Source organism: Ferrimonas futtsuensis DSM 18154 (assembly GCF_000422645.1).
Lineage (GTDB): Bacteria > Pseudomonadota > Gammaproteobacteria > Enterobacterales > Shewanellaceae > Ferrimonas > Ferrimonas futtsuensis.
Window position 1 is genome coordinate 1 of sequence record NZ_AUGL01000020.1, and the last position, 25,709, is coordinate 25,709.

Sequence of the window (25,709 nt, forward strand, 5' to 3'; positions counted from 1 at the left end):
GAGAAAATTGGAGCGGCACACGAGGTTCGAACTCGTGACCTCAACCTTGGCAAGGTTGCGCTCTACCAGCTGAGCTAGTGCCGCATAATTTTCTTTTGCGCTATTCCCGAGTTGTCTCAGGAAGCGAGGGCGCATTATAAGCGAAAATAGAGCCTCTGCAACCCCCAGCCGCCAAATTTGATTTAAGTGGTCAAATTTTAAAAACTTCGCCCCTGTAGTAGGCCAACTCGGCGATGGATTCACGGATATCATCCAGAGCCAGATGAGTGCCTTGTTTCTTAAAACCACCAAGTATTTCAGGCTTCCAGCGGCGAGTCAGCTCCTTCACCGTACTCACATCCAGGTAGCGATAGTGGAAGTAGCGCTCCAGAGCAGGCATGTAACGATAAAGGAAGCGTCTGTCCTGGCCCACGCTGTTGCCGCAGATGGGAGAGGCTCCCTCTGGCACCCACTGTTTAAGAAACTCGATGGTTTGACGCTCCGCTTCGGCAGCGCTGATGGCGCTCTCCTTTACTCTCTGGGTCAGACCGCTCTCACCATGGGTGCGGGTGCACCACTCATCCATTTTTGCCAATTCGGCGTCACTCTGATGAATGGCCAACACCGGCCCCTCCGCCAACACATTGAGCTGGGCGTCGGTGACTATGGTGGCAATCTCGATGATGCAGTGCTGCTCTGGGTCCAGCCCGGTCATCTCAAGATCGATCCAGATCAGGTTGCTTGGGTCCGCTGCCATGGGTGATTTCCCTCAAATCCAGTATTTTTGATGCATTAAGTAGTATGATAACCCTTTTACTTCTCCCCCTGCCACGGTCCCTACAACGGCCCGCGGCCTGAGACAGAGTTAAATCACGCGTGAGCAAAGGCAAAAAGAGACTGACCAAAGGACAGATTCGCCGAGTCAGAGCGAATCAGCAAAAGCGACTGAAACGTCAGGAACCCGAATGGGACAGTGATCAACTGGGCACCCAGGAGTTGGGACGGGTCATCAGCCGCTACGGCCAGCATGCCGACATCGAAGCCCCGGACGGCAACGTCCATCGCTGCAACCTGCGTCGCACCATCGACAGCCTGGTCACCGGCGACGAGGTGGAGTTTCGCCTGGGTAAAGAGCACCTGCATGGGATCAGTGGCATCGTCGAAGCGGTTCACCCCAGGCGCAGCGCCCTGACCCGACCCGACTACTATGATGGGGTAAAGGTGGTGGCGGCCAACATTGACCAGATCTTCATCGTCTCTTCGGTCCTGCCCGAACTGTCCAGCCAGATCATCGACCGCTATCTGGTGGCGTCAGAGGACACCGGCATTCCTCCGGTGCTGGTGCTCAACAAAATCGATCTGCTGGACGATGAAGGCCGCCAGCTGGTGGATGAGATACTGGCACCCTACCGGGAGATCGGTTACCCCATCTTCCTGCTCAGCAGCCATACCGGCGAAGGCGTTGAAGAACTGCGCCAATGGCTGAAAGACAAGGTCAGCATCTTCGTGGGCCAGTCCGGTGTCGGCAAGTCCTCCCTGATCAATGCGCTGATGCCCGATACAGAACTGGACGTGGGAGCGGTCTCCGAGGTCTCCGGGCTGGGGCAGCACACCACCACCACCGCCAAGCTGATCCACTTCCCTGAGGGAGGCGACCTCATCGACTCTCCCGGAGTCCGGGAGTTTGCCCTGTGGCACCTAGAGACGGAACGGGTCACCTGGGGCTTCAAAGAGTTTCGGGAATGGATGGGCAGTTGCCGCTTCCGTGACTGCAAACACATGGATGATCCGGGCTGCGCCTTGCAAGAAGCCGTAGAACAGGGAAAAATCAGCCAACAACGTTTTGATAACTACCACAGAATTTTAGAAACCATGGCCACAGATCGACCCACTCGCCAGAGCAGCGATCCCATGGACAGGAAATAGAAAGGAAGAACCGTGTCTCTGGACAAACTCAAAGTGAACCTGCAATACATCCTGCCCAAGCACGCCCTGTCGCGCCTGGTGGGCAGCTTCGCCGCCTCTCAGGCGGGCCCGCTGACCACAGCTTTCATCAAGTGGTTCATCAAACAATACAAGGTCAACATGGAGGAAGCGCTGCACAGCGATCCTCGCTCCTACAAGACCTTCAATGATTTCTTTACCCGGCCTCTGCGCCCCGGCGTGCGCCCCATTGCCGAAGGTGACGACCTGGTGGTACAGCCAGTCGACGGGAAAGTCAGTCAGTTGGGTCCCATCAAGGATGGGCGACTGTTTCAGGCCAAGGGGCATGAGTACAGCCTGCACACCCTGTTGGCCGGGACCAAAGAGGATGAAGCAAAATTCACCGACGGTGAGTTTGCTACCGTGTACCTCTCCCCCACCGATTACCATCGCATCCATATGCCCATGGCCGGTACCCTGCGCAAGATGATCTACGTACCAGGGGACCTGTTCTCGGTGAATCCGCTGACCACAGAAAATGTGCCCGGCCTGTTCGCCCGCAACGAGCGCGTGGTGTGTATCTTTGATACCGACAAGGGGCCCATGGCGATGATCCTGGTGGGGGCCACCATTGTGGCCAGCATCGAGACCGTCTGGGCCGGCACCATCACGCCCCCAACCGGCCCCTCGGTCTTCAGCTGGGACTACCCTGGGGACGGTGAGAATGCCATCTTCCTGGAGAAAGGGGCAGAGCTGGGACGTTTCAAGCTGGGCAGCACCATCATTGCCCTGTTCGGAAAGGGGATGCTGGAGGAGTTCGACGACGACTTCCACGCCGGCGCCGCCACCCGCCTGGGCAAGCCCATGGCCAAGCTGGACTGACTCCGGCACCAGACTCATGGGTGGGGTAGGCTTCTGGCCCCCCTCCCGTGAGTGGCTTTCCCCCACCAAGAAAGGGCGCTTCCATGAACTCCAAGGGTCAATCCGCCCTGATGTCGCCGCTGCTGCAGCTGCACCTGTCGATACTGCTGTTTGGCGGTACCGCACTGTTCTCCGCCCTGATTCCCCTGCCGGCCACAGAGATCACCGCGTATCGAGCCGCCATCGCCTCCCTGGTTTTGGGCTCCCTGGTGCTATACCGTCGCGGCCACCTGAAGCTGATGCGCTACCGCGACTATGGCGTCATCACCCTGCTGGGGGTCATCGTCGGTCTGCACTGGGTGACCTACTTCGCCTCCATGCAGGCCTCCAGCGTCGCCATCGGCATGATCTCCTTCTTCACCTACCCGGTGATGACGGTGATTGCCGAACCCCTGTCCAAGAAGCAGCTGCCTAAGGCCGCCGATCTGATCAGCGCCATGGTGGTGCTCGCCGGCATCGCCCTGCTGGTTCCATCCCCGTCACTGTCCGACAACCTGACTCAGGGCGTGGCTCTTGGCATCATCTCTGCGGCCCTGTTTACTGCCCGCAACCTGATTCAGAAGCGCTGGTTCAGTGGCTACGATGGCCCCACCACCATGGCCTACCAGACCGGAGTTGCTGCCCTGATGCTGCTGCCCTTCTGCACCCGGCCGCCGACCGAGCTGGATAGCTCAGGTCTGGGTCTGCTGCTTCTTCTTGCCGTCGTGTTTACCGCCCTGCCCCACGCCCTGATGTCCCAGTCTCTCAGGCACCTGGCGGCCAAGACCGTCAGTCTGGTCGGCTGTCTCCAGCCTCTCTATGGCGTCAGCCTGGCGGCGTTGGTGCTGGCTCAGTGGCCGGATGCCCGCACCCTGGCCGGAGGTGTTCTTGTGGTGTGCGCCGCCCTGTTCGAGACCCATCAGCAAAGCCGTGCCCAAGGGAAAAAGACCCGCTAACCCCTTACTGTGGACATCCCCCGGCTCAGATCCCTGGGCTTCCCTATTACGGGACGCGCAAAATTAGCCACAAATGCACATCCTGCCCTAGTGCTCGACACCCGATCTCCGCTACCATTTGATCCAGCCCTAACTGCCTCAGATGACCCGAAAAATACCCATGTGGCGCACCCTTTTACTCTGCCTCACCCTGATCACTGCCCCGATGGCGGTGTCCGGCCCCTTTTCTCTCGAAAAACAGCTCTCCGGCGGCCAGACCCAAGCGGGCTCCCTGACCCCGGCCCAGTGGCAAAAAGCCTCCGACTCCGAGCGTCGACGGGCCGATGAGTATCAGCAGCAACTGGCGGATTACCCTGTCCAGCAGCAGCAGATTCTCTCCCAACTGCAACACCCCCAGCAGGCGATGGTGGACGCTGGCCTGCCTCTGCCCCAGCAGCTTTCCCTGGCCCACAACATGCTGGGAGAACTCAAAAGCAGTTTTGACAGCCTCGGGGAGCGCATAGACTGGCTCAGAGAGCGTCGTGATGAGATCACCAAAGAGCTTGCTCTGGCCCAGGAACAGAAGCGCCTGGCCGAGCAGGACAGCGCCGCCCTGCCTGAACGACAAGCCTACTTGACTCAGTGGCTCCAGACCCTGTTCCTGGAGGAGCAGGCTCGTCCCAAGGAGCTGAAGCTGACCCAGCTAAGGCAGCAGTTAGTCACCACCCAGATTCTGGCCCAGGAGCAATTGATTGAGCAGCTCAATCAGCGGGCCAACGAGCAGCGTCGCCGTCAGAGTGAGCAAGCACTGAGCGACCTTGCCGGACAGGAGTACCTCAGTGATCCTGCCCTGACCGCCCTGGCCAGGGAGAACGCCACCCTCGCCCGGCAACTGGCGTCGGTCAATCAGACCACGGAATCCCTGGTGGCGCAGCAGCAGCAACTGGAGCAGATGCACAGTAAACAGCAGCAGCGCCTGAATCAGGTGCGCGACCAGTTTCAGTGGATGACCCCGGACGCCACCTTCGGCAGCAGCCTGCTCAAGCAGCTCAGGCAGCTGGAACGACGCCAGCAACTGCCTCTGCTGGACCGGGAGATCAGTCGCTCCCGGGTCCAGAAGTTCGACCTGGAGCAGCGCCAGGCGGAGCTGGAGTACCGACTGGGTCGCACAAATGGCGACGATCCCAGGGTTCCCCTGTGGCAGAGTCAACAGACCCTGCTCACCCAGATCCTGGAAGCCCTGGAACAGCAGGTTGTGGAGCTGTCCCGCCTCAACCAGCTTCATCATCAGGTCACCCAGCTGGACGAGCGACTGCTGCAGCTTATCGGCGAACGACTGTTCTGGCTGCCCAATGCCCAGCCCCTGGATACGCACTGGTTCACCCAGGTGGTGGGCAGCATCACCTGGCTGGTCTCCACCGACCGCTGGCAGGAGCTGCACGTCGCCGTCAATCAACACGCCGCCTGGTGGTCCCTGTGGCTGGTGCTGGCGGTGTTGGCTGTGGTGATGCAGGATCTGCTGCGCCAACCCTATGCCCGACTTCGTGCGCACCAGGCGCGCTACGTGGGCAACGTAACTCACGACCGCTTCAACGACTCATTCAAGGCGCTGCTGGCGGCCATCGGCTACTCCGCCATCATCCCCGTCCCGCTTCTGGCAGCAGCCTGGAAGCTTCAAGCCCAGGTGCAGATGCCCTTTGTCCATGCCTTGGGCTCAGGGCTGATGGCCGGGGTGTTGCTGATCGCCCTCTACTGGCTGGTGTTCCAGCTGAGCCGCGACGATGGCCTCTTTATCGCCCATTTTCGCCGCCATCCGCCCCTGATTCGCCAGAACATCCAGTTTTTCCGCCGCCTGCTGCTCAGCTCCGCCCCTCTGCTGGTACTGATCCGTTTCTGTCAGGAGTGCCAGGTTCCCCTGCTCAGCGACAGCCTGGGACGCGCCGCCTTCCTCGGGCTGTGCCTGCTGTTGGGCCACGGATACTGGCGTTTTATCAAGCTGGTGGATCAGTACCACGTCCACCACACTCGCAGCCGCCCCAACCAGCACCTGCTGGAGCGACTGGTGTGGCTGGCCCTGGTGATTCTTCCCCTGGTTGCCTTCGTGCTGACCCTGCAGGGCTACTACTACACCGCCTTCTCAGTACTGACTCAGGTGCAGCTCACCGTGCTTCTGGCCATCGGCTTTATGCTGGCGCACCTGATGGTCAAACGCTGGATGCTGATCCAGAGGCGTCGCCTCGCCTTCGAGCGGGCCAAAGCGAGACGAGCCGAGGTGCTGGCCCAGCGGGAGAAGGAGCGCAGCGATCCCGGAGGCGAACCTCTGGAACCTCTGGATGAACCCCAGATCGATCTGGACACCATCTCAACCCAATCCCTGGGCCTGGTGCGATCCCTGATGATCCTGGCCTTTATCCTGACCCTGCTGGGGGTCTGGAACCAGACTCACCCCGCCATGTTCAGCTCCTTGGACGGCATCGTGCTCTGGACCAGCAACGAAGTCGTCGGGGGCATCGAGCAGGTGGTGCCCATCACCCTCAAATCCATTCTGGCCGGTGGCTTGATCCTGGGGTTCACCCTGATGACCGCCCGCAACCTGCCCGGTATGCTGGAACTGGTACTGCTGCAGCGGCTTGAACTGACGCCGGGCACCGGCTTTGCCATCACCACCGTAAGCCGATACCTGGTGGTGCTTGTGGGCACCATCGCAGCCTTCTCCACCCTGGGAATGGCCTGGAGCAAGCTGCAGTGGCTGGTGGCCGCCCTGTCGGTAGGCCTGGGTTTCGGCTTGCAGGAGATTTTCGCCAACTTCATCTCTGGCCTGATCATCCTGTTTGAGAAACCGATTCGCATCGGCGACACCGTCACCATCCGGGATCTCACCGGGAACGTCTCCAAGATTCAGACCCGGGCCACCACCATCGTGGATTGGGACTGCAAAGAGATCATCGTGCCCAACAAGGCCTTTATCACCGAGCAGTTGATCAACTGGTCTCTGTCCGACGCCATCACCCGGGTCACCATCAAGGTGGGCGTTGCCCGTGACAGTGATCCCGCCCTGGTGGAAGCCCTGCTGCACCAGGCTGTGAAAGAGACCCCTCATGCCCTGGCGCAACCAGAACCCGAGATCTACTTCGCCGGTTTCGGCACCCATACCCAGGATTATGAGATACGGGTCTACACCGATGAGATGGGCAAACGCTGGCCCCTGCGCCACCGCCTGCACCAGTTGATCATCAAGAAGTTCCGTGAGTCCAAGGTGGAGATGGCTTATCCTCAGATGGAAATTCAGCTGAAAAACCGGGGCGAGCCACCGGAAGGGGCCTCAGGCCTGATTAGATAACCCAGAGAAGAGGATGGGCCCATGATTGTCATCGCGCACCGGGGCGCCAGCGGACTGGCTCCAGAGAATACCCTGGCGGCCATGGAAAAAGCCCTGGAGCTGGGGGCCTGTGCCATCGAACTGGATGTGCATCGGGTGGAGCAGGACCTGGTGGTAATCCACGATCGCTGGCTGCAGCGACACACCGACGGTCATGGCCTGGTGCATCAGTCAACTCTGGCGCACCTGGCCAGCCTGGACGCAGGCAATGGTGAGCGTGTGCCCACTCTGTGGCAGGTGCTGACCCTGGTGGCCGGCCGCTGCGATATCAACATAGAGCTCAAAGGACGGGGAACCGGAGAACTGCTGGCGCCTCTGCTGGAGCGAGCCATCACCGAGCTGGGCTACCAGGGCAATCAGTTCCTGGTCTCCTCCTTCAACCACCCACAACTCGCCAGGATGAAGGCTGCCCTGCCTTGGGTGAAAATCGGTGCCCTCACCACCAGCTGCCCCCTAAATTACGCCCGGTTTGCCCAGGAGTTAGAGGCATTTTCCGTGCACATGGACGTGAATTTCGCCGAACCTGAGTTCATTGCCGACGCCAAGGCCAGGGGGCTGAAGGTGTATGTGTACACGGTGGATGAGGCAGAAGACATGATAGAGCTGCAACACCAGGGTGTGGATGGCGTCTTCTCCAACCTGCCGGACAAGGCCAGAGGCATTCTCGGCAATGACCGCCGGGGCCCTGGGGAAGCCTGGCAATGACCACCCTGGCCCTGTTGACCTCGAACAACAACACCTATCTGCAACTGATGGCGCAGACTTCCCTGCCTGATCTGACTCTGGAAACGGATCCCACCAAGGCGGAGATCTGGTTGGCAGACCCGGAGCAGGCGGCCCTGGCCCTGAAGCACTGCCCGCCTCCTCGCTGGCTGGCCAGCACCTTTGCCGGCGTCAATCCGTTGCTGGCTCCGACCCTTCCAAGCGGCTACCCGCTGACCCACATCAAGGGGATCTTCGGCCCATTGATGGCGGAATACGTGTTCGGGCAGCTGCTGAGCCTGTACCGGGATCTTCCCCGATTGAGGGCGCAGCAGCAGCACAATGAGTGGAAGCCCTTCGGCTACACCAGCCTTCGCGGTCAAACCCTGCTGATACTGGGTACCGGCGACATCGGCCAGGAGGTGGCCAGAATCGCCAAAGCCTTTGGTATGAACACAGTGGGCGTCAGCCGCAGTGGCTCAGCCTGTTCCCATTTCGATCAGGTCTATCCGGTGTCCCTCCTCCCTCGGGCACTCGGCCAGGCTCAGGTGGTGGTTGGCGTACTTCCTGACACGCCGGATACCCGGGGTCTGTTGGATGAGTCAGCCCTGGCGGCTCTGCCCAGAGGGGCGATACTGATCAATGTCGGTCGAGGCAGCCTGATAGACGAGGAAGCCCTGCTGAGCGCCTTGAACAGGGGCGCGCTGGGCCATGCGGTGCTGGACGTCTTTCAGCACGAACCATTGCCCCCGGAACACCCTTTCTGGTACCACCCGGGCATTACCCTGACCCCTCACGTGGCCGCCACCAGCTTTCCCGAGCAGATATGGCAACAGTTCTGCGACAACCTCGCCCGGTTTCAGCGGGGTGAGACTCTTGGGCATCTCTTTGACTGGACCAGAGGTTACTGATCCCTGAGCGAGAGCAGCCCCTCCACCCGCTGTTCCAGCTCCAGGGAATCCACCTCCAGGGTCATGGTGACCTTAACGGCAACCGTGTTCGACAACTTATCTGCCTGCTCCAGAATACTGTGCTCCAGGGTCTGGTGTGACTTGATTCCCACTTCTTTTAGAAACCGTCTAATTGACTGATTTAGCAATTCTTTATCCACACTCATTTTCAGCACCTCTCACTATAAAAGATCTGCTTCACATATTTTTATAACAACAAAACCTAACTATTGCCGATTTAACAGCCAAAAGTAATTGGACATGATAATCGTTCGCATTTATTATGAGCCCAGTTCAATAGAAGGGTTGTCACCATGTACGTATGCATCTGTCACGCCGTTACCGAGAAGCAGGTCCGCCAAGCGGTGGACGACGGTGCTACCGACGTGAAGTCACTCAAGCAGAAATTGGGTGTGGGTAGTGAGTGTGGACGATGCATCCAGGCAACTCTGGAAGTGATTCAGGCCCAGACAGACGCCCAGCCACGCTACTACGAAGTGGCCTGACACAACCCAACCCCCTCTCCTCCGGCCTTTTTGACAGGGGCTGGAGCGCTTCTATGCTTAATCGTTGTCCCCACTAAAAGAGCACAACGATGAAAGCTGACCCGAAAGTGATCACCCACCTGAATAAGGTGCTGTTCAACGAACTCATCGCCATCAATCAGTACTTCCTTCATGCCCGTATGTACAAGGACTGGGGCCTGAAGCGGATCGCCGATAAAGAGTACGACGAGTCAATCGATGAGATGAAGCACGCCGACAAGCTGATCGAGCGGATTCTGTTCCTCGAAGGGCTGCCCAATCTCCAGAGCCTGGGGAAACTGCGCATCGGCGAGAACACCAAAGAGATGCTGGAGTGCGATCTGGCCCTGGAGATGGATGCCATCGGAGATCTGAAGGAAGCGATCGCCTACTGCAAATCGGTGCGCGATTATGTCAGCGGCGAACTGCTGGACGACATCCTCGAGGATGAAGAGGAACATGTGGACTGGCTGGAGACCCAGCTGGAGCTGATCGACAAGATGGGGATCCAAAACTATCTGCAAACCCAGAACATCGACGAATAGCAGTTCCCCACAAAGAAAGAGCGGCCTGAGCCGCTCTTGCTGTTTCTAGGCACTGTGTTGCGCCTGAGGCAACTCGCCGCCTCGCGCCAAAGTGAGCCTCACCAGGGCACATACCACCGCCAGGGTACAGACTATGGTGGCCCCAGAGGGCAGATCCCAGGTGGCCGAAGCCCACAACCCCGTCAGATAACCGGTCAGGCCTGCGCCATACCCCAGGACCAAGGCCTTGGTGCCCTTCAACCGGTTCACCGCCAGTGCTGGCAGGATCAGGCTGGAGAACACCAGATAAACCCCCACCAACTGCACCGAAAAGGTGATCATCAGGGCAAACAGGGGATAGAAGGCACGGCCATTGAGCAGGGCCGGACGCCACAGCAGCAGCAGCAGAACCAGAGCGGTACACAGACCGGGCAGCTTGAGAGCGGGCCAGTCGGTCCAGAGGATCTGCCCGGACAGCAGCTGTTTCAGCAGCTCGCCACCATGGGGATCCTTGGCCAGCAGCAGCATGGCGGCCACCGCAGACAGCACATAGAGACAACCAATCATCGCCTCCAGCTCCGCTTTGGCATGCTTCTCCAACAGGGCAATCAAGCCTGCGCCAAGCAGGGCAAACAGCAGAGGCATCCACAATCCGGAGCCAGCCAGGTGCGCCAGCTCATGATGCGTGGACGCGAATACCGCCCCCAATGCGGCGATCTGGGCGATCGCCAGGTCGATAAAGATGATCCCCCGGGCCAGCACCTGCCGCCCCATCACCACATGGCTAGCCAGCACCAGGGTGCCCGCCGCCAGGGCCGGCAACAAAATGCTGAACATGGTGAGATCAAACATCTTTATTCTCCAGAGTTTCCAACAGCATCCGGATGTTGGTGTCATACAGCTGGAACAGATCGTCCGCCTCCTCGCCCCCCGGACCAAAAGGCAGCTGCAGCACAGGAAGCCTGGCTCGCTGGCCCAGCCACTGGGCGCCACGGCCATCCTGATAGCCGGTGTAGATCACCGCGATAATGGGGGTCGACTCGGTCAGTTTCAGCAGCTGCGCCAGATGCCCTGTGGTGGGGGGCAAACCGGGCTTGGGCTCGAGATCACCGGCCTGATCGATGCCCAGCCAGTCAAACAGGTACTGAAAACTGGAGTGGTAAGCGATCACCTTCTTGCCCTTGAGCGGAGCAGCAAGAGTCTCCCAACGCGCAGTCGCCTCTGACCAGCGCTGGCTGAAATCGGCCAGGTTGGCCTGGTAGTCACTCTGATGCGCCGGGTCCAGCTCCACCAGCTTGGCAGTCACCGCTTTCGCAATGGACTGCACCCGCTCAGGGGAGAAGTGGAAGTGGGGGTTACCTCCGGCGTGAACATCGCCCATGGAACGGTCCACCTTATCCAACTTACCCAAGGCATCCACATGATCGGCAGCGTAGAGCATGCCTGACTGGCCATCACGAACCTTAGGATTATTGGCCTTCATCTGCAGCATGGGCAACCAGCCCACCTCCAGTTCGGCGCCGGCACAGATCGCCAGATCGGCGCGGCGCAGCTTGGAGATCAGGCTGGGCCTGGCCTGCACATGGTGAGGGTCCTGCAGAGCCGTTGTGGCACTGGAAACCCTGGCCTGAGGCGCCAGCTCCTTAACCAGGGCGGCATACTCAGGCTCGCAGGTGAAGATACTGAGCGCCCAGGCTTGGGGCGCTGCAAACAGCGCCGCCAGCACGGGCAAGGTCCATTTAGAACTGATGCGCACCGTGAGCTCCTAATGCCATAACAAATTGCAGAGTCAGGATCTGGTCATCTTGAGAGCCAAACAGCCCATCGTCCTGGTGGGTGTACTGCAGGCGAACGGTGGAGAAATGGCTGTTGTGCCAGGCGACCATCACCTCGGTCTCCTTCAGCTTACCCTCTTCAAAGTGCAGGTGATGCTCGCCATCATGCTCCTCCTCATGGCCCATGGAAGCGGTCAGCTCGCCATAGCGCACACCGGCAGACCAGTTGGGGGTGAACTGATACACACCGGAGACATACCAGCCCTTGTAATCGGCAGGCAGATTCTCTTCCCCGCCGGACTCTTCAAAAGGCTTGTCCATCAGCATATATTCTGCAGACAGAGTCAGGAAGTTGTTCTTGTAGTTACCGTTGGGTGCCCACTTATACACGGCATCCAGGCTGTAGAGGTCACGGCCGGTCAGGGAAGCACTGTGGCTGTGGCCGGCATGGGCGTCAGCCTCGTCGGCGTGCTCCTCATGTTCCTCCTCTTCATGCTCCTCATTGTGACCCTGACCATTTTCATTGCGCAGCCAGGAGAAGCCCAGCTGCCAGCTGTGGTCGGTGCCCCAGTCGCCACCCAGCTTGGTGTACAGGTGGTAGACCCCAACGCTTTCCAGGTCAGACTCTTCGATACCCTCCGCCTGCAGGCTGTCGCCGGAGAACCCTTCCGCGCCCAGTACCCAGTAGGTCTCGGTGGGGGCAACCCAGTTCAGGCGCAGACCGTCATCGAAGTAATGACCGCCCAGGAAGGCGCGATAGATGGCTGGACGCTCAACGAAGGAGTCGGCGTGAAGGTGCTGGCTGTTCAGGTAACCCAGATCTGACAGGAAGCGACCACCACGGATGGAGAGTCCCCCCGGCAGACCCAGGGTCTGGATGAAGGCTTCCTCCAGCTCCACTTCGGTGTCACCGTCGTGGGTTTCCAGCACGGTAGTCAGTTTGCCGTAGAACTGGTCGTCGATGGCGCCACTGATGGCCAGCTCGGTTTCACCCAGGCCCAGACCATCTTCACGGCCGCCCAGGGCGCGGTCGCCGTCCTGATAGTAGCCATCCAGCACGACGCTGATGGCGGGGTTGTTGGCAGCAAAGACGGAGGCAGATGCGCAGGCCAGAACCAGGCCTGCGGTAACAGCATTCAGTTTCATTGTTGTTTGTTCCTAAGAGTCGCATAGGGTCACGCCCTCCATAGGACATGACGGAAAAATAAACATATATTTTGGGTATAACGACTTAGGACAAAGGAGGGCCGCGAATGACGCAACGCCGCTGCGGCCCAACCTGAGGCTGGCACGTATCGACAGCAAGGGGTTGCGGCTGAACCGACGGCTGAAACGCCAGGGGCAGAGAGGGAGTCAGTGCCTTGGACTGATGATCCCCGTGGAAACACCAGGCACATTGAACCAGATCCTGGTGAACATCAAAGTGATAAACAGCATGAGCCGGGGCCGCCAGTGACAGGACCAGCACCCAGAGCACCATCAACTTTGTCAGAAGGGTCCTGTAGCTCATGCAGTTTTGAATTTGACTGAATTGAGGCCATGGTAGCCGCTAACGATGACACCCACAAGTCAGCGACAGGGAGTCAACCGCAATCGAAAGCGTAAGAAAAAATTATCCTGGGTCGGTTCACGCTCTGGAAACCGGGAACGCGATCACCCCATCGATATGACTCTCCCCCTGGGCCAGCATGACCAGGCGGTCCACCCCCAAAGCCACCCCGGCGCAGTCGGGCAGGCCCGAAGCAAGCGCCTGAATCAGGCGATGATCTATCGGTCTCTCAGGCAGCCCTGCCTGAAGACGCTTGCCATTATCCGCCTCAAAACGACGCAACTGTTCCTCGGCATCACTGAGTTCATGGAAGCCATTGGCCAGCTCAATGCCTTTGAAATAGACCTCGAAGCGTTCCGCGACCCTGTGATCCGTGGGGCTGATGCGGGCCAAGGCCGCCTGACTGGCGGGGAAGTCGAAAACAAAACAGGGGCGATCCTGACCGATCACCGGTTCCACCACCATGGAAAACAGCAGTTGCAGCAGGGTATCCAGATCGTCTTCGATCTCGGCGATGTCCCCCAGGCCATGCTCCCGGCAGCAGCTCTTGAGGACTGTCAGATCTCGAGCAAGAGGATCCACCCCGGTCACCTGGATGAACACCTGTTGGTAACTCAACCGCTCAGGCTCGGCGCAGTTCAGCACCATCTGCAACAGCTCCGCCATCTCATCCATCAACTGGTGGTGATCGAAACCTGGCCGGTACCACTCAAGCATGGTGAATTCCGGGTTGTGATGCCGTCCCGCCTCCTCGTTGCGGAAGCTCTTGCAAAGCTGATAGATGGCACCACTGCCGGCGCACAGCAGTCGCTTCATATGAAACTCTGGTGAGGTCATCAGGTAGAGAGGCACCCCTTCGGCGGCACCCGGCCCCACGAAACGGGTGTCGAAGCTGTGCAGGTGCAGATCGGTCGTCGCCGCCCGGGAGAGGGCGGGGGTATCCACCTCCATCACGTCGCGCTGAGCGAAGAAGTGGCGAATGCCGGCCATCAGTTGGGCTCGCTGCCTGAGGTTAGCCAGGGGTGCCGTGGGTTGCCAATCTTGGCTTGAGGTCGCCATTGGGGTCTCCATAAACAAAAACAGTGGGCCTTGGCCCACTGTTTATCTCACAAGCGTCCGCTGCGATTACTTAGTGCGAACACGCTCGACGTATTCACCGGTGCGGGTATCCACTTTCACCATCTCACCGATCTGGATGAACAGGGGTACGCGAACCACGGCGCCAGTGGACAGGGTGGCAGGCTTGCCGCCGGTGCCCTGGGTGTCGCCCTTCAGGCCAGGATCGGTCTCGGTCACTTCCAGGGTCACGAAGTTGGGCGGAGTCACCACGATGGGGTTGTCGTTCCACACGGTGATGGTGCAGACATCCTGCTCCACCAGCCACTTCTCGGCGTCACCCACAGCCTTGGCATCGGCCGCGATCTGCTCGAAGGTGTCGTTGTTCATGAAGTGCCAGAACTCACCGTCGTTGTACAGGTAAGCCAGGTCATGATCCATCACATCCGCCGCTTCCACGGATTCGCCGGACTTAAAGGTTTTCTCCAGCACCTTGCCTGTGAGCAATTTGCGGATTTTTACGCGGTTAAAGGCCTGGCCTTTGCCAGGCTTTACAAACTCGTTCTCAATGATGTTGCACGGCTCGCCATCCAGCATTATCTTTAGGCCGGAGCGAAATTCGTTCGTTGAGTAAGAAGCCATTATTTTCTCTTCCAACAGGTCGTTTTGACGTCTAACGGTAAATGATAACCCGAAATTCCCTGAATTTGCACGACTGCTGGCAACAGGAGTTGGCACAAGCCTATACAGATCCCAAACTGCTGCTCGAAGCCCTGGATCTCGACCCCGAAAGCTTCACCGAAGAGATCGCGGCTCGCGCTCTGTTTCCCATGCGGGTTCCCCGCCCCTTCGTGGCCGCCATGGAAAAGGGCAATCCCAGAGATCCGCTGCTGCTGCAGGTGCTCCCCGCAGCGAGAGAGTTTGAGCAAGTAGCCGGGTACAGTCCCGACCCGCTGGAGGAGCAGGCCTCCGCGCTGCCCGGCATACTGCACAAATATCGCAGCCGGGCCCTGCTGATGCTCAAGGGCGGCTGCGCCGTGAACTGCCGCTACTGTTTCCGGCGCCATTTCCCCTATGGGGAGAACCAACTGAGCGGGTCGGCGATGGAGCAGGCAATCGACTACCTGGCATCAGACACCCAACTCAACGAGGTGATTCTGTCCGGCGGCGATCCCCTGATGGCCAAAGACGCCCACCTGCAGAGGCTGTTTGGACGGCTGGAGGCTCTGCCTCACCTGACCCGGCTGAGAATCCACACCAGATTGCCTGTGGTGCTGCCAGCCAGACTGACCGCCGAGCTGGGGCAACTGCTCACCGGCACCCGTCTCAAGGCGGTGTTGGTACTGCACATCAACCATCCCAATGAGATCACCCCTGAGCTGCGAGAAAAGCTGCTGGCACTCAGCCACTCGGGAGTAACCCTGCTGAACCAGTCGGTGCTGCTCCAGGGCGTCAACGACTGCGCCAACGTCCTGGGTCAGCTCAGCGAGGCATTGTTCGACGCCGGCGTACTGCCCTACTACCTGCACCTGCTCGACAAGGTTCAGGGTGCGGCCCATTTCGATCTGCCGGAATCCCGGGCCCGGGAACTGATGTCCCAACTGCTCGAAGCCCTGCCCGGGTTTCTGGTGCCCCGGCTGGTGAGAGAGGTTGGCGGGCGCAGCAGCAAGACCCCGGTGGATCTGAACTTGGCCTGAGGGGTACAATTCCGCCAGATTTGGAAGGAGAACCAACTATGTCACTGCTTTGGGTCACCGACATCTGGGGCCAGCACGCCAGTATGAAGGGCCAGATAGAGAGCCTCAGCCAACACGCCGGGGAGTGTCAGCTGCTCGATCCCTATGCGGGTCAGCCTTTTGCCTTTAACGATCAGCAACAAGCCTACGATTACTTCCTGTGCCGCTGCAGCAAGCCCGGCTACGTGGACAAGCTGGAGGCCTGGCTGGACGCCCACGATGAGCCGGTGACCCTGCTGGGCTTTTCCGCCGGGGCCAATGCCATCGCCACCCTGCTGAGCCGCCGCAGCTTCCCCCAGGTCAATAAAACGATCCTGGTCTACGGCAGTGAGCTGCCTGAGTTGGACGGCCCCCTGCCAGTGGAAACCCACCTGCTGTTGTGCCAGCAAGATAGGGACAGCGAAAAACTGACCCAGGCCCAGTGGCCCGCCAGCATTCAGCTGACAGAGGCACCCCACGGCTTTATCAACCCCAGATCACCCGCCTACGACGCCAGCCAGGCAGACCAAGCCTGGGCCTGGATCCAGCAAAAGATCTGAGTTGACGATTAGTTGGCAGGGCAGTTGCTCTGCCAGCAGTCGGTTACCTTGAGTCCCCGCTCTCTGAGCAGAGCAACCACGCTCTCATCGCCCACCAGGTGACCGGCGCCGACCACCACAAAAATGGGCCCCTTGGCATCCCCAAGCCAGGAGATCAGGGTGTCTCTCATCCCCAGATTGCGTTTCACCATCAACGCCTCCCAAGCCTCAGGCTCCTCGGCGATGTCCTCGAAGGTGAGCTTTGCCAGCAGGTCGTGATCGCCACTGCGCCACGCATTCAGCAGCGGCCCGACGTCCATGGGCTCCATCGCCCCCTCCAGCATCGCCTGCTGAGTGGCATCGGACAAACCATCGAACACCCGCATCTGCAACAGCATCCCCTCCAGCTCCCACAGGGGTCTTTGCCCCCGCCGCTCGCTGAAATAGGCCTCGACGCCCTGGGCAGACTGATAACCCGCACGCGCCATCTCCGCCATCAGCAGCTGTGAGCTCAGGATCCAGGGAGCCAGGTTGGGATCGCACTGCATACCCCTCTCGCCGCAGTAGGCCGCCAGCTGGCGGGAGAGGCTGTCCGGGAGGGGGGACTTGGCGTAGAGAAAGGGCTGAATCTGCCGGGCGATCTCCGGATCCTGGGTATCCGCTTCAAGGGCCAGTACCGTGGAGGCGATGAAGGCCTGCTCGATCTGCTCGGCAAAGGGATAAAAATCTCTCTGGCCCACATGCACCGAGCCCAGCAACCAGGCTTGCCCCTCACCTCCCTGCACGTGGAAGAAAGGGGGCTTGTCATCTGGGGCCGCGTAAGCCAGGGCGGTAAACAGCAGCAGGGATAACAACAGTCGCATGATCTCTCCAAGACTAGGGGCTAAAACGGCTTTTCTTCATCAGATGAAACCGGATAATAGGGTTCTGAGGCGTGTGGGCCTTTGCGGGTGGCTTGAGCCAGGCTAACGGCCCCCATCAACACACCCTCGCCGATACTAACTTTTCAGAGCAAGGATTTGGAGTCTATGTCCTACAACCAGGTGATCGCCCAGTTTAAAGCCACCTTTCAGCAAGCCTACCGTCAAGTGGTTGATGCCGATGCCATGCTCGAGCAGCTGCGTCAGGATGGGCATGGGAAATTTGAATCTGTCTTTCCGGAAGGCCAGGGTTTTACCACCAAAGCCAACCGCTTTATGCCCTATCTGGAGGAGGTTGTCGGTGAGTTCGATCAGTTTGAAGCGGCACCCAGCGCCGAGAAACTGCCTTCTCTGGTACAGAAACTGGAGCTGCTGCTCTCCACATTGACGCAGTTTCGCGAATCGATGAAAGCCGCAGGTAAGTGAGCGCTTACAACCGCCAGCCCCCTATGACATAAGAGACCAGGCGAACCCGTCCGGGTCTGTCCAGCGGTCGCCACTCTCCCAGCGTACGCCCCACTGAGCCAGCTCCGACTTCAGCTCTTTGGGGGCCAGGCCGGTCACTCCGAGTCCAACAAACCCTCGCTCCGGTCCATTGTGGTATCTGAATCCCGGCAGGGACTCTGTCCCCTGAATGTGTTGCAGCTCCAACAGGGTGTAGGGACGTTGCCAAAGCCACTCCCGGTTGGCGACTGCCTCCAGCTCCGGTTCGGGCAAAGCCGCATCATCATACCCGAGGAAATACAGGGTCATGTTGCGTTCAGGCACTGGCTGTCGTGACAGCAGTCGCATCCCCATGGCCTGTTGATAGAAGGCCAGAGACAGCCCGGGCTCCTTAATTCTGACCGTCGACAACAGCATCGATGGCGCAAAGCGCTCAAACCCTGGCTCCCCTTGAAGCTGGTCGCCCGCGCCCAAGGTTCTCTGGACCAGCTCGATGCAATACCCATCCGGGTCGGTGAAATGACACAGAGTCGCCACTTGTGGCACCTCGAAAGGGTCCCCTGTGGCCACCCCCATGCGGCGCAGTGCCCGCACCGCCCCCGGAACCGAGTCGACCGCCAGCGAGAATTTCCAATAACCCTCGGCAGGGTTGGGCTGAATCGCCACGGCCAGAGGCACTTTATCCTCCAGCAACACCAGAGAAGCCTGCTCTGGGCCGTAGCTCAGGGTGACACACTGCCCCCCGCCATCTGATTCCAGAGAGACCAGTTCCATGCCCAGCAGGTTGTGATAGAACGTCATGCTGCGTTTCAGGTTTGAGACCCTGAGCCGATGCTCCGCAATCTTCATCTGCTGCCCCCTCAGTATCCACCCCTTTCTTTATACAACAAAAAAGCCGGAGTCTGCGGGACTCCGGCCTTATCAGCAGTCAATCAGTTTAGCGACGAGCGGCCAGGGGCTGAGGCAGATCCCGCTTGGCCCAGTTCTCGATCATGGCGGTTTCATAACGCAATGAGTCACTGGAATGGCTGGCCCGAGTGGATCCCCGCTCAAAGTTGAGATCCTTGATCTTCACCTTGTCGCCATCCAACTGTTTGCCGCTGGCATCCTGCAGGCTCCAGCTGAACTCAATCATCGGAGGATAGACGCTCTTGACGATACGGATGTCATGGGCTGCCGCGCCGAAGGAGGGGCGAACGTCCCCGGCCAGGTCCAGATCCATCACGGTGATAACCAATTTTTCACCCTCATTCAGTAGGGGTTTCAAAGACTTCTGAAACTCCTTACCCAATGTGGCAAACACATGGTTTTCAAACCTGTCCTGACGCCCTGCATTGGCTCGGACATCTCGGTAATCGTCAGGACTCTGCCAGATCACGGTCACCGGACCGTCTTGTGTTGGCCACTCCTGCGCATCGGATTGCGCAGCTGCCCATGGACTCATCACCAATAACATCAGCCAGGCAAAAGCTCTCATACTGCTCCCCTCGTTCAGAATCAAACTGGTACATTCACTGATTTAGAGGGGTGTGAGCAAAAAAGATTCAATGAAAACACTCAAATAATTGAGATCCAGATCACAAAGCCAGTCTAATTGACCATTTTAAGCTAACCTTCAATAGACTGGTGTATCCAACTTAATCATTGAGAAGATCTTCTGGCCGACGCCAGCACACTTTGTCCGGAATATGGAGCATCAGGAGGAAACAGAGAGCCGCTCCACAGAGCGACTCTCTGCACGACACCATGCCTTATCCGGCCAGCTTCAGAGAGGCGGGCATCGACACGCTGGGACGCCCAATCAGGCGCTCCAGGTCACCGCCGTCATCAAACAGCCAGCCATTGGCGGCGTGCGCTTCGGCATCGGCCAGAGCCCCGGCAAAGCCTTCAGGCAGGCCCGCTCCCACCAATACACCAGTAAACTCCTCCTGGGACATGGGGGTAAACCTCACCTCTCGACCACTTTGCCTGGCCAGCTCCCCGGCGAACTCTGCCAGGGTAAAGGCGCTGCTGCCCGCCAGTTCGTACACCTTGCCAGCCTGACTCTCGCTGGAGGTCAGCACCACCGCCGCCGCCTCGGCGTAATCCGCTCTCGATGCCGTCGCCAATTTGCCTTCCGCGGCCGCCCCGGCCACCATACCCATCTCCAACAATCCTGACGCCTGGGCGCTGTAGTTCTCCGTATACCAACCGTTACGCAGCATCACCGCCGGAATGCCCGACTCGGCAATCATCTGCTCGGTCACCTTGTGCTCGCCAGCCAATACCAGTGGCGAGCGGTCGGCCTTAAGAATGCTGGTGTAGGCCAGCAGCTTGACCCCCGCTTCCCTGGCCGCCTCGATCACCGCCTTGTGCTGAGGCACCCGCTGGCCCACTTCGCTGCCGGAGATCAACAACAGTTTATCTGCACCCGCCAGAGCCGGTGCCAGAGTCTCAGGGCGGTTGTAGTCCGCTTCGCGTACATCGATGCCCAGATCATGCAGATCCACGGCCTTCTCCGGCGTGCGCACCAGGGCGATGAGGTGATCTGCAGGCACCCGCTGCAGCAGGGATTGAATCACGAGGCGGCCCAGTTGGCCGTTGGCTCCGGTAATGGCGATCATAGGGTTCTCCTAGGGGAAGTTGAGTCGGTGATGTCGATATGGGCGCCAGTATCGGCAATAATGATTGTCCCCACTAGACGACCCTTTCCGAATGGAGCGCACCGGTTTTGAGTACAATAAACTTTTCCCAACTGAAGCCGTTGGCGATCTTCTCTCTGGTGGTGGAGAGTGGCAGCTTCGCCGCAGCCGCTCGCAAACTGAATACCAGTCGCTCCCGGGTCAGTGAACAGGTTGCAGGACTGGAGGCCGCCCTTGGCGTCAGGCTGATTCAACGTTCAACGCGACAGCTGGCGGTCACCCCGGAAGGGGATCGCATCTATCAGCTGGCCCGGACCCTGCCGGAAGTATTGAACGAGGTGGAAGCCATAGGCCAGCCCGCCGTCCCCAGTGGCCGGGTGGCCCTGACCGTCACCCACGATGTCGGAGTCAAACACCTGGCGCCGGTGCTGGAGGGGTTTTGCCAACGCTATCCGCAGATCCAACTGGATCTGATCCTCAGTGATGATCCCCTTGATCTCATCGCCGAGCAGATCGATGTGGGAATCCGCATCGGCCTCCCCAAAGATGGCTCTCTGGTAGCCAGGGTATTGCATGAAGAGGCCTTTTCACTCTACGCCAGTCCAAAATACCTCGAACAACATGGCACCCCTTCCAGGGTCACCGACCTTGAGGATCATCGCTGGATCACCCTGTTTCAATCCGGATCGGATGGAGCGCAGCATCTGATTTATCAGGGCAACAGCCTTACCGTCCGCCCCCCAAACTTCTTTCGCACCAGCTCCCCCCTGATGATGCAGCAGATGATGTCCGACGGGCTGGGGATAGGCTGCCTGCTGCCGGTGACCGTCCAACAGGAGTTGGCCGAAGGCAGGCTGGTACAGCTAATGCCGGAGATCAGCAGTGAACGGCTGATCTTCACCCTTATCTACCCCTTCAGACGTCAGGTCCCCCAGAGAGTACGCTGCCTGATAGATTATCTGCTGGAGGCGAAGTTGTTCGGCTAGAGCCGGGCTGGGTCGATTGTCTGCGCATCCTCACGGCGCTATGTTGCAGACAAGGGCCAGTGACGACCCTTGCGAATCGCTCATAGGCAGAGCGATCGGTGTCTTTTAGGGAGAACCCCATATCATGAGCACCTCAAGCCATCAGCATGTACGCTGCCGCCCCATCAATGCCCTCTATCGGCCAACCATGGAGGTCTCCGAGGCCAGCGCCCTCATAGAGATCGAGCTGTCTGAGCAATACCACCACTCCGCTGGCGGAGTGCACGGCTCTGTCTATTTCAAGAGGCTGGACGACGCCGCCTTCTTCGCCGCCAACTCCCTGGAGCCGGAGTTCTTTGTGCTGACCACCTCCTTCACCACCTATCTGACCCGGCCCGTTGCCGACGGCAAGATGCGAGCGGTGGGCAAGGTGGTCAATCGCAACAAAACCCAGTTTATTGCCGAGTCCGTGGTCTACGACAGCGAAGGCAGGGAGTTAGGCCGGGGCAACGGCATCTTTGTCAGGGGCAAATTCCCTCTGGCGGACGCCAGGGGGTATGCCGAAGGTTAACTCGCCAAAGCCAAGCACAAAAAAACGGACGCCTTGGCGTCCGTTTTTCAATGGAGGTCGGTAGACCGGGCAGATTACATCATGCCGCCCATGCCACCCATGCCGCCCATGCCGCCCATGTCAGGGGCAGCGGCAGCGTCATCCTTAGGCAGGTCGGTCACCATCGCTTCGGTGGTGATCATCAGACCGGCCACGGAAGCGGCGAACTGCAGGGCAGAACGGGTTACCTTGGTGGGATCCAGGATGCCCATCTCCAGCATGTCACCGTAGGTGTCGTTACCGGCGTTGTAACCGTAGTTACCTTCACCGCCCTTGACGTTGTTGGCCACAACGGAGGACTCTTCTCCGGCGTTGTAGGCGATCTGACGCAGAGGGGACTCCATGGCACGCAGGGCCAGGCGGATACCGACGTTCTGCTCTTCGTTGTCGCCTGTCAGCTCGGTGAGCTTGGCGGCAACGCGAACCAGGGCAGTTCCACCACCGGCAACCACACCCTCTTCCACGGCGGCGCGAGTGGCGTGCAGAGCATCTTCCACGCGGGCCTTCTTCTCTTTCATCTCAACTTCGGTGGCAGCGCCAACCTTGATCACTGCAACACCGCCAGCCAGCTTGGCCATGCGCTCCTGCAGCTTCTCTTTATCGTAGTCGGAGGTGGACTCTTCGATCTGCTGCTTGATCTGAGCAACACGGCCCTGAATCTGCTCCTCGGCACCAACGCCATCGATGATGGTGGTGTTGTCCTTGGAGATCACCACGCGCTTGGCGCTGCCCAGATCTTCCAGAGTCGCCTTTTCCAGCTCCAGACCGATCTCTTCGGAGATCACGGTACCGCCGGTCAGGATGGCGATATCCTGCAGCATCGCCTTGCGTCGGTCACCGAAACCAGGGGCCTTCACGGCAGCCACTTTCACGATGCCACGCATGTTGTTCACCACCAGAGTCGCCAGGGCTTCGCCCTCAACGTCTTCGGCGATGATCAGCAGAGGCTTGCCCGCCTTGGTCAGGCCTTCCAGGATAGGCAGAAGCTCACGGATGTTGGAGATCTTCTTGTCCACCAGCAGGATGAAGGGGGAGTCCAGTTCAACGGAGCCCGCTTCGGCGTTGTTGATGAAGTAGGGAGACAGGTAGCCACGGTCGAACTGCATGCCTTCAACCACGTCCAGTTCGTTCTCCAGAGCCTGGCCCTCTTCCACGGTGATCACGCCTTCCTGGCCCACTTTCTCCATGGCGGTGGCGATGATCTCACCGATGGCGGTGTCTGAGTTGGCGGAGATGGTGCCTACCTGAGCGATGGACTTGGAATCCTTACACTCAACGGCCAGATCTTTCAGTTGCTCAACGGCCGCGACAACGGCTTTGTCGATGCCGCGCTTCAGATCCATGGGGTTCATGCCGGCGGCCACCGCTTTCAGGCCTTCGTTGACGATGGACTGAGCCAGCACGGTGGCGGTGGTGGTGCCGTCACCGGCAGCGTCGTTGGCCTTGGAAGCCACTTCCTTCACCATCTGGGCGCCCATGTTCTCGAACTTGTCTTCCAGTTCGATCTCCTTGGCCACGGATACACCATCTTTGGTGATGGTGGGGGCGCCGAAGGACTTATCCAGAACCACGTTGCGGCCCTTAGGACCCAGAGTCACCTTAACGGCGTCAGCCAGAACATTTACACCAGCCAGCATTTTTACGCGGGCGTCGTTACCAAACTTTACGTCTTTAGCAGCCATGTTGCGCTTTCCCTTTGAAATTCAGAATCTACAGAGTGACTTATTCTACGATGGCCAGAATGTCGGCCTCGGACATGATCAGGACCTCTTCGCCGTCCACTTTCTCAGTCTTAACGCCATAGCCTTCGTTGAAGATAACAACGTCGCCTACCTTCACATCCAGGGGCTTCACTTCACCACTGTCCAGGATGCGACCATTACCCACGGCCATAACTTGGCCTCGGGTGGACTTTTCCGCTGCACTGCCGGTCAGTACGATGCCGCCTGCGGACTTGGACTCAACCTCGGTACGCTTAACGATTACCCGGTCATGCAATGGACGAATCTTCATCTCTGATGTCTCCTAAAAGGTTCCGTCTAAAACCAAATCTTCAATAATATGTGCGGCCTGCGCCGCCAGATGATTTTCAATATGGGGTCGATGGTTGAAAACACAAGGGTGAAGTCAAAATTTTTTTGCTCAGACCCCGGTAAAAAAAGATGCCACAGAGGCCCGGATTTTGCCTCTCCCTCTTTGCGCTGGCCCCCAAGCCGCTGGTACCATGCCCTCCCGACGATTCCGTCCCCAACCTAGATGTGACTTACCGGATGTATGATAAGCACGGCCTTCTAACCGCTCCCATAGGCAGAGTTCTGCTGCGTATGAGCCTACCCAACCTCCTGGGTGTACTGAGCCTGCTGTTCTACCATCTGACCGACACCTTCTTCATCAGTCGCCTGGGCACCGAGCCCCTGGCGGCGATCTCCATGACCTTCCCGGTGACCCTGGTGGTCTCCTCCATCGCCCTGGGCATGGGTGCAGGCATGAGTGCCCACATGGGACGGCTGCTGGGACAGGGGGACCTGCCCCAGGCCCGGAGCTTCCTGACCCACGGCCTGCTGCTGGCGGTGCTGATCGTGGTGGTGATCGCCCTGGCGGGCGCCCTGACCATCCGGCCACTGTTCAGCCTGATGGGGGCCGAACCGGCGATGCTGGAGATGATCTGCGACTACATGCTGGTATGGTATCTGGGCATCGGCCTGCTGGTACTGCCCATGGTAGGCAACCAGGCGCTGCGCGCCACCGGCAATACCCGCACTCCGGCGGTAGTGACCGCCGTGGCCGCCCTGGTGAACGCGGTACTCGATCCCCTGCTTATCTTTGGCATCGGCCCCTTCCCTCGCATGGAGATGCAGGGGGCGGCCATCGCCACCGTCCTCTCCTGGCTGATCACCTTTGCCGTCGCGGCCTGGATGCTGGGATGGCGCTACCGGCTGATCGCCGCCCCCTGTCAGCGCTTGGTAGAGCACTGGCAGCGGTTGCTGCACATCGCCCGCCCCGCGGCGATCTCCAACCTGCTGAACCCACTGGCCAACGGGGTTATCCTGGCGATTCTGGCGCGAATCGACACCCAGGCGGTGGCCGCCTTTGGGGCCGGCACCCGAATCGAAGCCCTGATGCTGGTGGGGGTCACCGCCCTCTGCGGCTCGCTGATGCCTTTCATCGCCCAGAACCTGGGTGCCGGGCAGTACCTGCGCGCCAAGGAGGCTCTGATGGGCAGCATCCGCTTCGTGATCGTGCTGCAACTGGGCCTGTACCTGGTTATCTGGCCCTGGCTGGGCGAAATTGCGGCGATATTCAGCAGTGATCTGACGGTTCAGGGATACCTCATCTGGTACCTGCAGGTGCTGCCGCTGGCCTATGGCCCCCTGGGGGTGGTTATCCTGTTTGTCCTGGCCCTCAACGCCTACCACAGGCCGATGACCGCCCTCTCTCTGAATGCGGTCAGATTGTTTCTGATGCTAATTCCCATGACCATGGTGGGTGCCTGGGCCTTTGGGGTGAAGGGGGCCTTTATCGGCGTCGCCATGGCCAACCTGATGATGGGAGCCGCCTGTTATCACCTGGCCACCCGGGTGTGTGAGCCAGACTCTCTCACCGAGGCCCACAGCTCGCCCCTGGATTGAGCTCATACCGTCTCAGGCAAGGTCCAGACAAAGAAAAAGCCGCCCCAAAGGGCGGCTCTGTCACATCGGA

The 25,709-nt window shown here is 59.4% G+C and carries 28 protein-coding genes and 1 tRNA gene; 14 read left to right on the plus strand and 15 right to left on the minus strand.

What is annotated here, in order from left to right; translation table 11 throughout:
• Nucleotides 1-8: 8 nt before the first annotated feature.
• Both G505_RS0113360 and orn read right to left on the minus strand, forming a co-directional pair.
• Nucleotides 9-84: transfer RNA gene (locus G505_RS0113360), tRNA-Gly, on the minus strand.
• A 106-nt stretch (nucleotides 85-190) separates the two neighbouring features.
• The gene (orn, locus tag G505_RS0113365) at nucleotides 191-736 is read right to left on the minus strand and encodes an oligoribonuclease (protein WP_028110015.1); all 546 of its coding nucleotides are present in this window, start codon (nucleotides 734-736) and stop codon (nucleotides 191-193) included.
• 119 nt (nucleotides 737-855) lie between these two features.
• On the opposite strand from orn, the gene rsgA reads away from it, so the two are divergent.
• The 6 genes from rsgA (at nucleotide 856) to G505_RS0113395 (ending at nucleotide 8,729) form a co-directional block, all read left to right on the plus strand.
• Nucleotides 856-1,905 (plus strand): small ribosomal subunit biogenesis GTPase RsgA, encoded by a 1,050-nt coding sequence (gene rsgA / locus G505_RS0113370; protein ID WP_028110016.1) that lies wholly within the window; start codon nucleotides 856-858, stop codon nucleotides 1,903-1,905.
• 18 nt (nucleotides 1,906-1,923) lie between these two features.
• Nucleotides 1,924-2,784, plus strand: coding sequence for an archaetidylserine decarboxylase (gene asd / locus G505_RS0113375; protein WP_028110017.1), 861 nt, complete (start codon nucleotides 1,924-1,926; stop codon nucleotides 2,782-2,784).
• An 83-nt stretch (nucleotides 2,785-2,867) separates the two neighbouring features.
• On the plus strand, nucleotides 2,868-3,758 hold the full coding sequence (locus G505_RS0113380) for a DMT family transporter (protein ID WP_028110018.1): 891 nt from the start codon (nucleotides 2,868-2,870) through the stop codon (nucleotides 3,756-3,758).
• Between the two features lie 142 nt (nucleotides 3,759-3,900).
• Entirely contained in the window at nucleotides 3,901-7,077 is a 3,177-nt protein-coding gene (locus G505_RS0113385) for a mechanosensitive ion channel domain-containing protein (protein WP_084643992.1), read from the plus strand.
• A gap of 21 nt (nucleotides 7,078-7,098) precedes the next feature.
• Nucleotides 7,099-7,821: a glycerophosphodiester phosphodiesterase gene (locus tag G505_RS0113390; protein WP_028110020.1), complete on the plus strand. Its 723-nt coding sequence runs from the start codon at nucleotides 7,099-7,101 to the stop codon at nucleotides 7,819-7,821.
• Entirely contained in the window at nucleotides 7,818-8,729 is a 912-nt protein-coding gene (locus G505_RS0113395; RefSeq protein WP_028110021.1) for a D-2-hydroxyacid dehydrogenase, read from the plus strand. The genes G505_RS0113390 and G505_RS0113395 overlap by 4 nt, the downstream gene beginning before the upstream one ends.
• Here G505_RS0113395 and G505_RS23080 read toward each other — a convergent pair.
• Nucleotides 8,723-8,935, minus strand: a complete 213-nt coding sequence (locus G505_RS23080; RefSeq protein WP_281169895.1) for a DUF6494 family protein — start codon at nucleotides 8,933-8,935, stop codon at nucleotides 8,723-8,725. The two genes, G505_RS0113395 and G505_RS23080, sit on opposite strands and share 7 nt — an antisense overlap.
• Before the next feature lie 147 nt (nucleotides 8,936-9,082).
• Here G505_RS23080 and G505_RS0113405 point away from each other — a divergent pair, with 147 nt between their 5' ends.
• On the plus strand, nucleotides 9,083-9,274 hold the full coding sequence (locus tag G505_RS0113405) for a (2Fe-2S)-binding protein (protein ID WP_028110022.1): 192 nt from the start codon (nucleotides 9,083-9,085) through the stop codon (nucleotides 9,272-9,274).
• A gap of 89 nt (nucleotides 9,275-9,363) precedes the next feature.
• Entirely contained in the window at nucleotides 9,364-9,837 is a 474-nt protein-coding gene (gene bfr, locus G505_RS0113410; RefSeq protein ID WP_028110023.1) for a bacterioferritin, read from the plus strand.
• Between the two features lie 45 nt (nucleotides 9,838-9,882).
• Here the strand turns inward: bfr and G505_RS0113415 are convergent, their stop codons facing one another.
• The 6 genes from G505_RS0113415 to efp form a co-directional block, all read right to left on the minus strand.
• A complete protein-coding gene (locus G505_RS0113415; protein WP_028110024.1) occupies nucleotides 9,883-10,668 on the minus strand; it encodes a metal ABC transporter permease in 786 nt (261 codons plus the stop codon).
• Nucleotides 10,661-11,548: a metal ABC transporter solute-binding protein, Zn/Mn family gene (locus tag G505_RS0113420; RefSeq protein WP_245568379.1), complete on the minus strand. Its 888-nt coding sequence runs from the start codon at nucleotides 11,546-11,548 to the stop codon at nucleotides 10,661-10,663. Before G505_RS0113420 ends, G505_RS0113415 begins: the two co-directional genes overlap by 8 nt.
• 7 nt (nucleotides 11,549-11,555) lie before the next feature.
• The gene (locus G505_RS0113425; RefSeq protein ID WP_051216209.1) at nucleotides 11,556-12,737 is read right to left on the minus strand and encodes a porin; all 1,182 of its coding nucleotides are present in this window, start codon (nucleotides 12,735-12,737) and stop codon (nucleotides 11,556-11,558) included.
• A gap of 85 nt (nucleotides 12,738-12,822) precedes the next feature.
• The gene (locus G505_RS23085) at nucleotides 12,823-13,059 is read right to left on the minus strand and encodes a hypothetical protein (protein ID WP_169628221.1); all 237 of its coding nucleotides are present in this window, start codon (nucleotides 13,057-13,059) and stop codon (nucleotides 12,823-12,825) included.
• Nucleotides 13,060-13,218: 159 nt separating this feature from the next.
• Nucleotides 13,219-14,199 (minus strand): elongation factor P--(R)-beta-lysine ligase, encoded by a 981-nt coding sequence (epmA, locus tag G505_RS0113435; protein ID WP_035385410.1) that lies wholly within the window; start codon nucleotides 14,197-14,199, stop codon nucleotides 13,219-13,221.
• Nucleotides 14,200-14,265: 66 nt separating this feature from the next.
• Entirely contained in the window at nucleotides 14,266-14,838 is a 573-nt protein-coding gene (gene efp / locus G505_RS0113440) for an elongation factor P (RefSeq protein ID WP_028110029.1), read from the minus strand.
• Between the two features lie 41 nt (nucleotides 14,839-14,879).
• On the opposite strand from efp, the gene epmB reads away from it, so the two are divergent.
• Both epmB and G505_RS0113450 read left to right on the plus strand, forming a co-directional pair.
• Complete coding sequence (gene epmB, locus G505_RS0113445; protein ID WP_028110030.1) at nucleotides 14,880-15,893, plus strand: EF-P beta-lysylation protein EpmB; 1,014 nt, start codon at nucleotides 14,880-14,882, stop codon at nucleotides 15,891-15,893.
• A 38-nt stretch (nucleotides 15,894-15,931) separates the two neighbouring features.
• Nucleotides 15,932-16,471, plus strand: a complete 540-nt coding sequence (locus G505_RS0113450) for a dienelactone hydrolase family protein (protein WP_028110031.1) — start codon at nucleotides 15,932-15,934, stop codon at nucleotides 16,469-16,471.
• A gap of 8 nt (nucleotides 16,472-16,479) precedes the next feature.
• Here the strand turns inward: G505_RS0113450 and G505_RS0113455 are convergent, their stop codons facing one another.
• The gene (locus tag G505_RS0113455) at nucleotides 16,480-17,313 is read right to left on the minus strand and encodes a TraB/GumN family protein (protein WP_028110032.1); all 834 of its coding nucleotides are present in this window, start codon (nucleotides 17,311-17,313) and stop codon (nucleotides 16,480-16,482) included.
• 165 nt (nucleotides 17,314-17,478) lie between these two features.
• Between G505_RS0113455 and G505_RS0113460 the strand changes: the two genes are divergently transcribed.
• Nucleotides 17,479-17,796, plus strand: a complete 318-nt coding sequence (locus G505_RS0113460; RefSeq protein ID WP_028110033.1) for a hypothetical protein — start codon at nucleotides 17,479-17,481, stop codon at nucleotides 17,794-17,796.
• Between the two features lie 21 nt (nucleotides 17,797-17,817).
• Here the strand turns inward: G505_RS0113460 and G505_RS0113465 are convergent, their stop codons facing one another.
• The 3 genes from G505_RS0113465 to G505_RS0113475 all read right to left on the minus strand — a co-directional run bounded on the left by G505_RS0113465 (nucleotide 17,818) and on the right by G505_RS0113475 (nucleotide 20,417).
• On the minus strand, nucleotides 17,818-18,663 hold the full coding sequence (locus G505_RS0113465) for a VOC family protein (RefSeq protein ID WP_028110034.1): 846 nt from the start codon (nucleotides 18,661-18,663) through the stop codon (nucleotides 17,818-17,820).
• Between the two features lie 88 nt (nucleotides 18,664-18,751).
• On the minus strand, nucleotides 18,752-19,291 hold the full coding sequence (locus tag G505_RS0113470; RefSeq protein WP_028110035.1) for a DUF3016 domain-containing protein: 540 nt from the start codon (nucleotides 19,289-19,291) through the stop codon (nucleotides 18,752-18,754).
• Between the two features lie 274 nt (nucleotides 19,292-19,565).
• Nucleotides 19,566-20,417: an SDR family oxidoreductase gene (locus G505_RS0113475; RefSeq protein ID WP_028110036.1), complete on the minus strand. Its 852-nt coding sequence runs from the start codon at nucleotides 20,415-20,417 to the stop codon at nucleotides 19,566-19,568.
• Between the two features lie 107 nt (nucleotides 20,418-20,524).
• On the opposite strand from G505_RS0113475, the gene G505_RS0113480 reads away from it, so the two are divergent.
• Both G505_RS0113480 and G505_RS21555 read left to right on the plus strand, forming a co-directional pair.
• Nucleotides 20,525-21,421 (plus strand): LysR family transcriptional regulator, encoded by an 897-nt coding sequence (locus tag G505_RS0113480; RefSeq protein ID WP_028110037.1) that lies wholly within the window; start codon nucleotides 20,525-20,527, stop codon nucleotides 21,419-21,421.
• Nucleotides 21,422-21,545: 124 nt separating this feature from the next.
• Nucleotides 21,546-21,971 carry a PaaI family thioesterase gene (locus tag G505_RS21555; protein WP_051216213.1) on the plus strand — a complete coding sequence of 142 codons (426 nt, stop codon included), beginning with the start codon at nucleotides 21,546-21,548 and terminating at the stop codon, nucleotides 21,969-21,971.
• 74 nt (nucleotides 21,972-22,045) lie between these two features.
• Here G505_RS21555 and groL read toward each other — a convergent pair whose 3' ends face one another.
• The gene (groL, locus tag G505_RS0113490) at nucleotides 22,046-23,692 is read right to left on the minus strand and encodes a chaperonin GroEL (RefSeq protein ID WP_028110038.1); all 1,647 of its coding nucleotides are present in this window, start codon (nucleotides 23,690-23,692) and stop codon (nucleotides 22,046-22,048) included.
• A gap of 40 nt (nucleotides 23,693-23,732) precedes the next feature.
• Complete coding sequence (locus G505_RS0113495; RefSeq protein ID WP_028110039.1) at nucleotides 23,733-24,023, minus strand: co-chaperone GroES; 291 nt, start codon at nucleotides 24,021-24,023, stop codon at nucleotides 23,733-23,735.
• Between the two features lie 311 nt (nucleotides 24,024-24,334).
• Between G505_RS0113495 and G505_RS0113500 the strand changes: the two genes are divergently transcribed.
• Nucleotides 24,335-25,639 carry an MATE family efflux transporter gene (locus tag G505_RS0113500; protein WP_342662888.1) on the plus strand — a complete coding sequence of 435 codons (1,305 nt, stop codon included), beginning with the start codon at nucleotides 24,335-24,337 and terminating at the stop codon, nucleotides 25,637-25,639.
• Nucleotides 25,640-25,709: the final 70 nt, after the last annotated feature.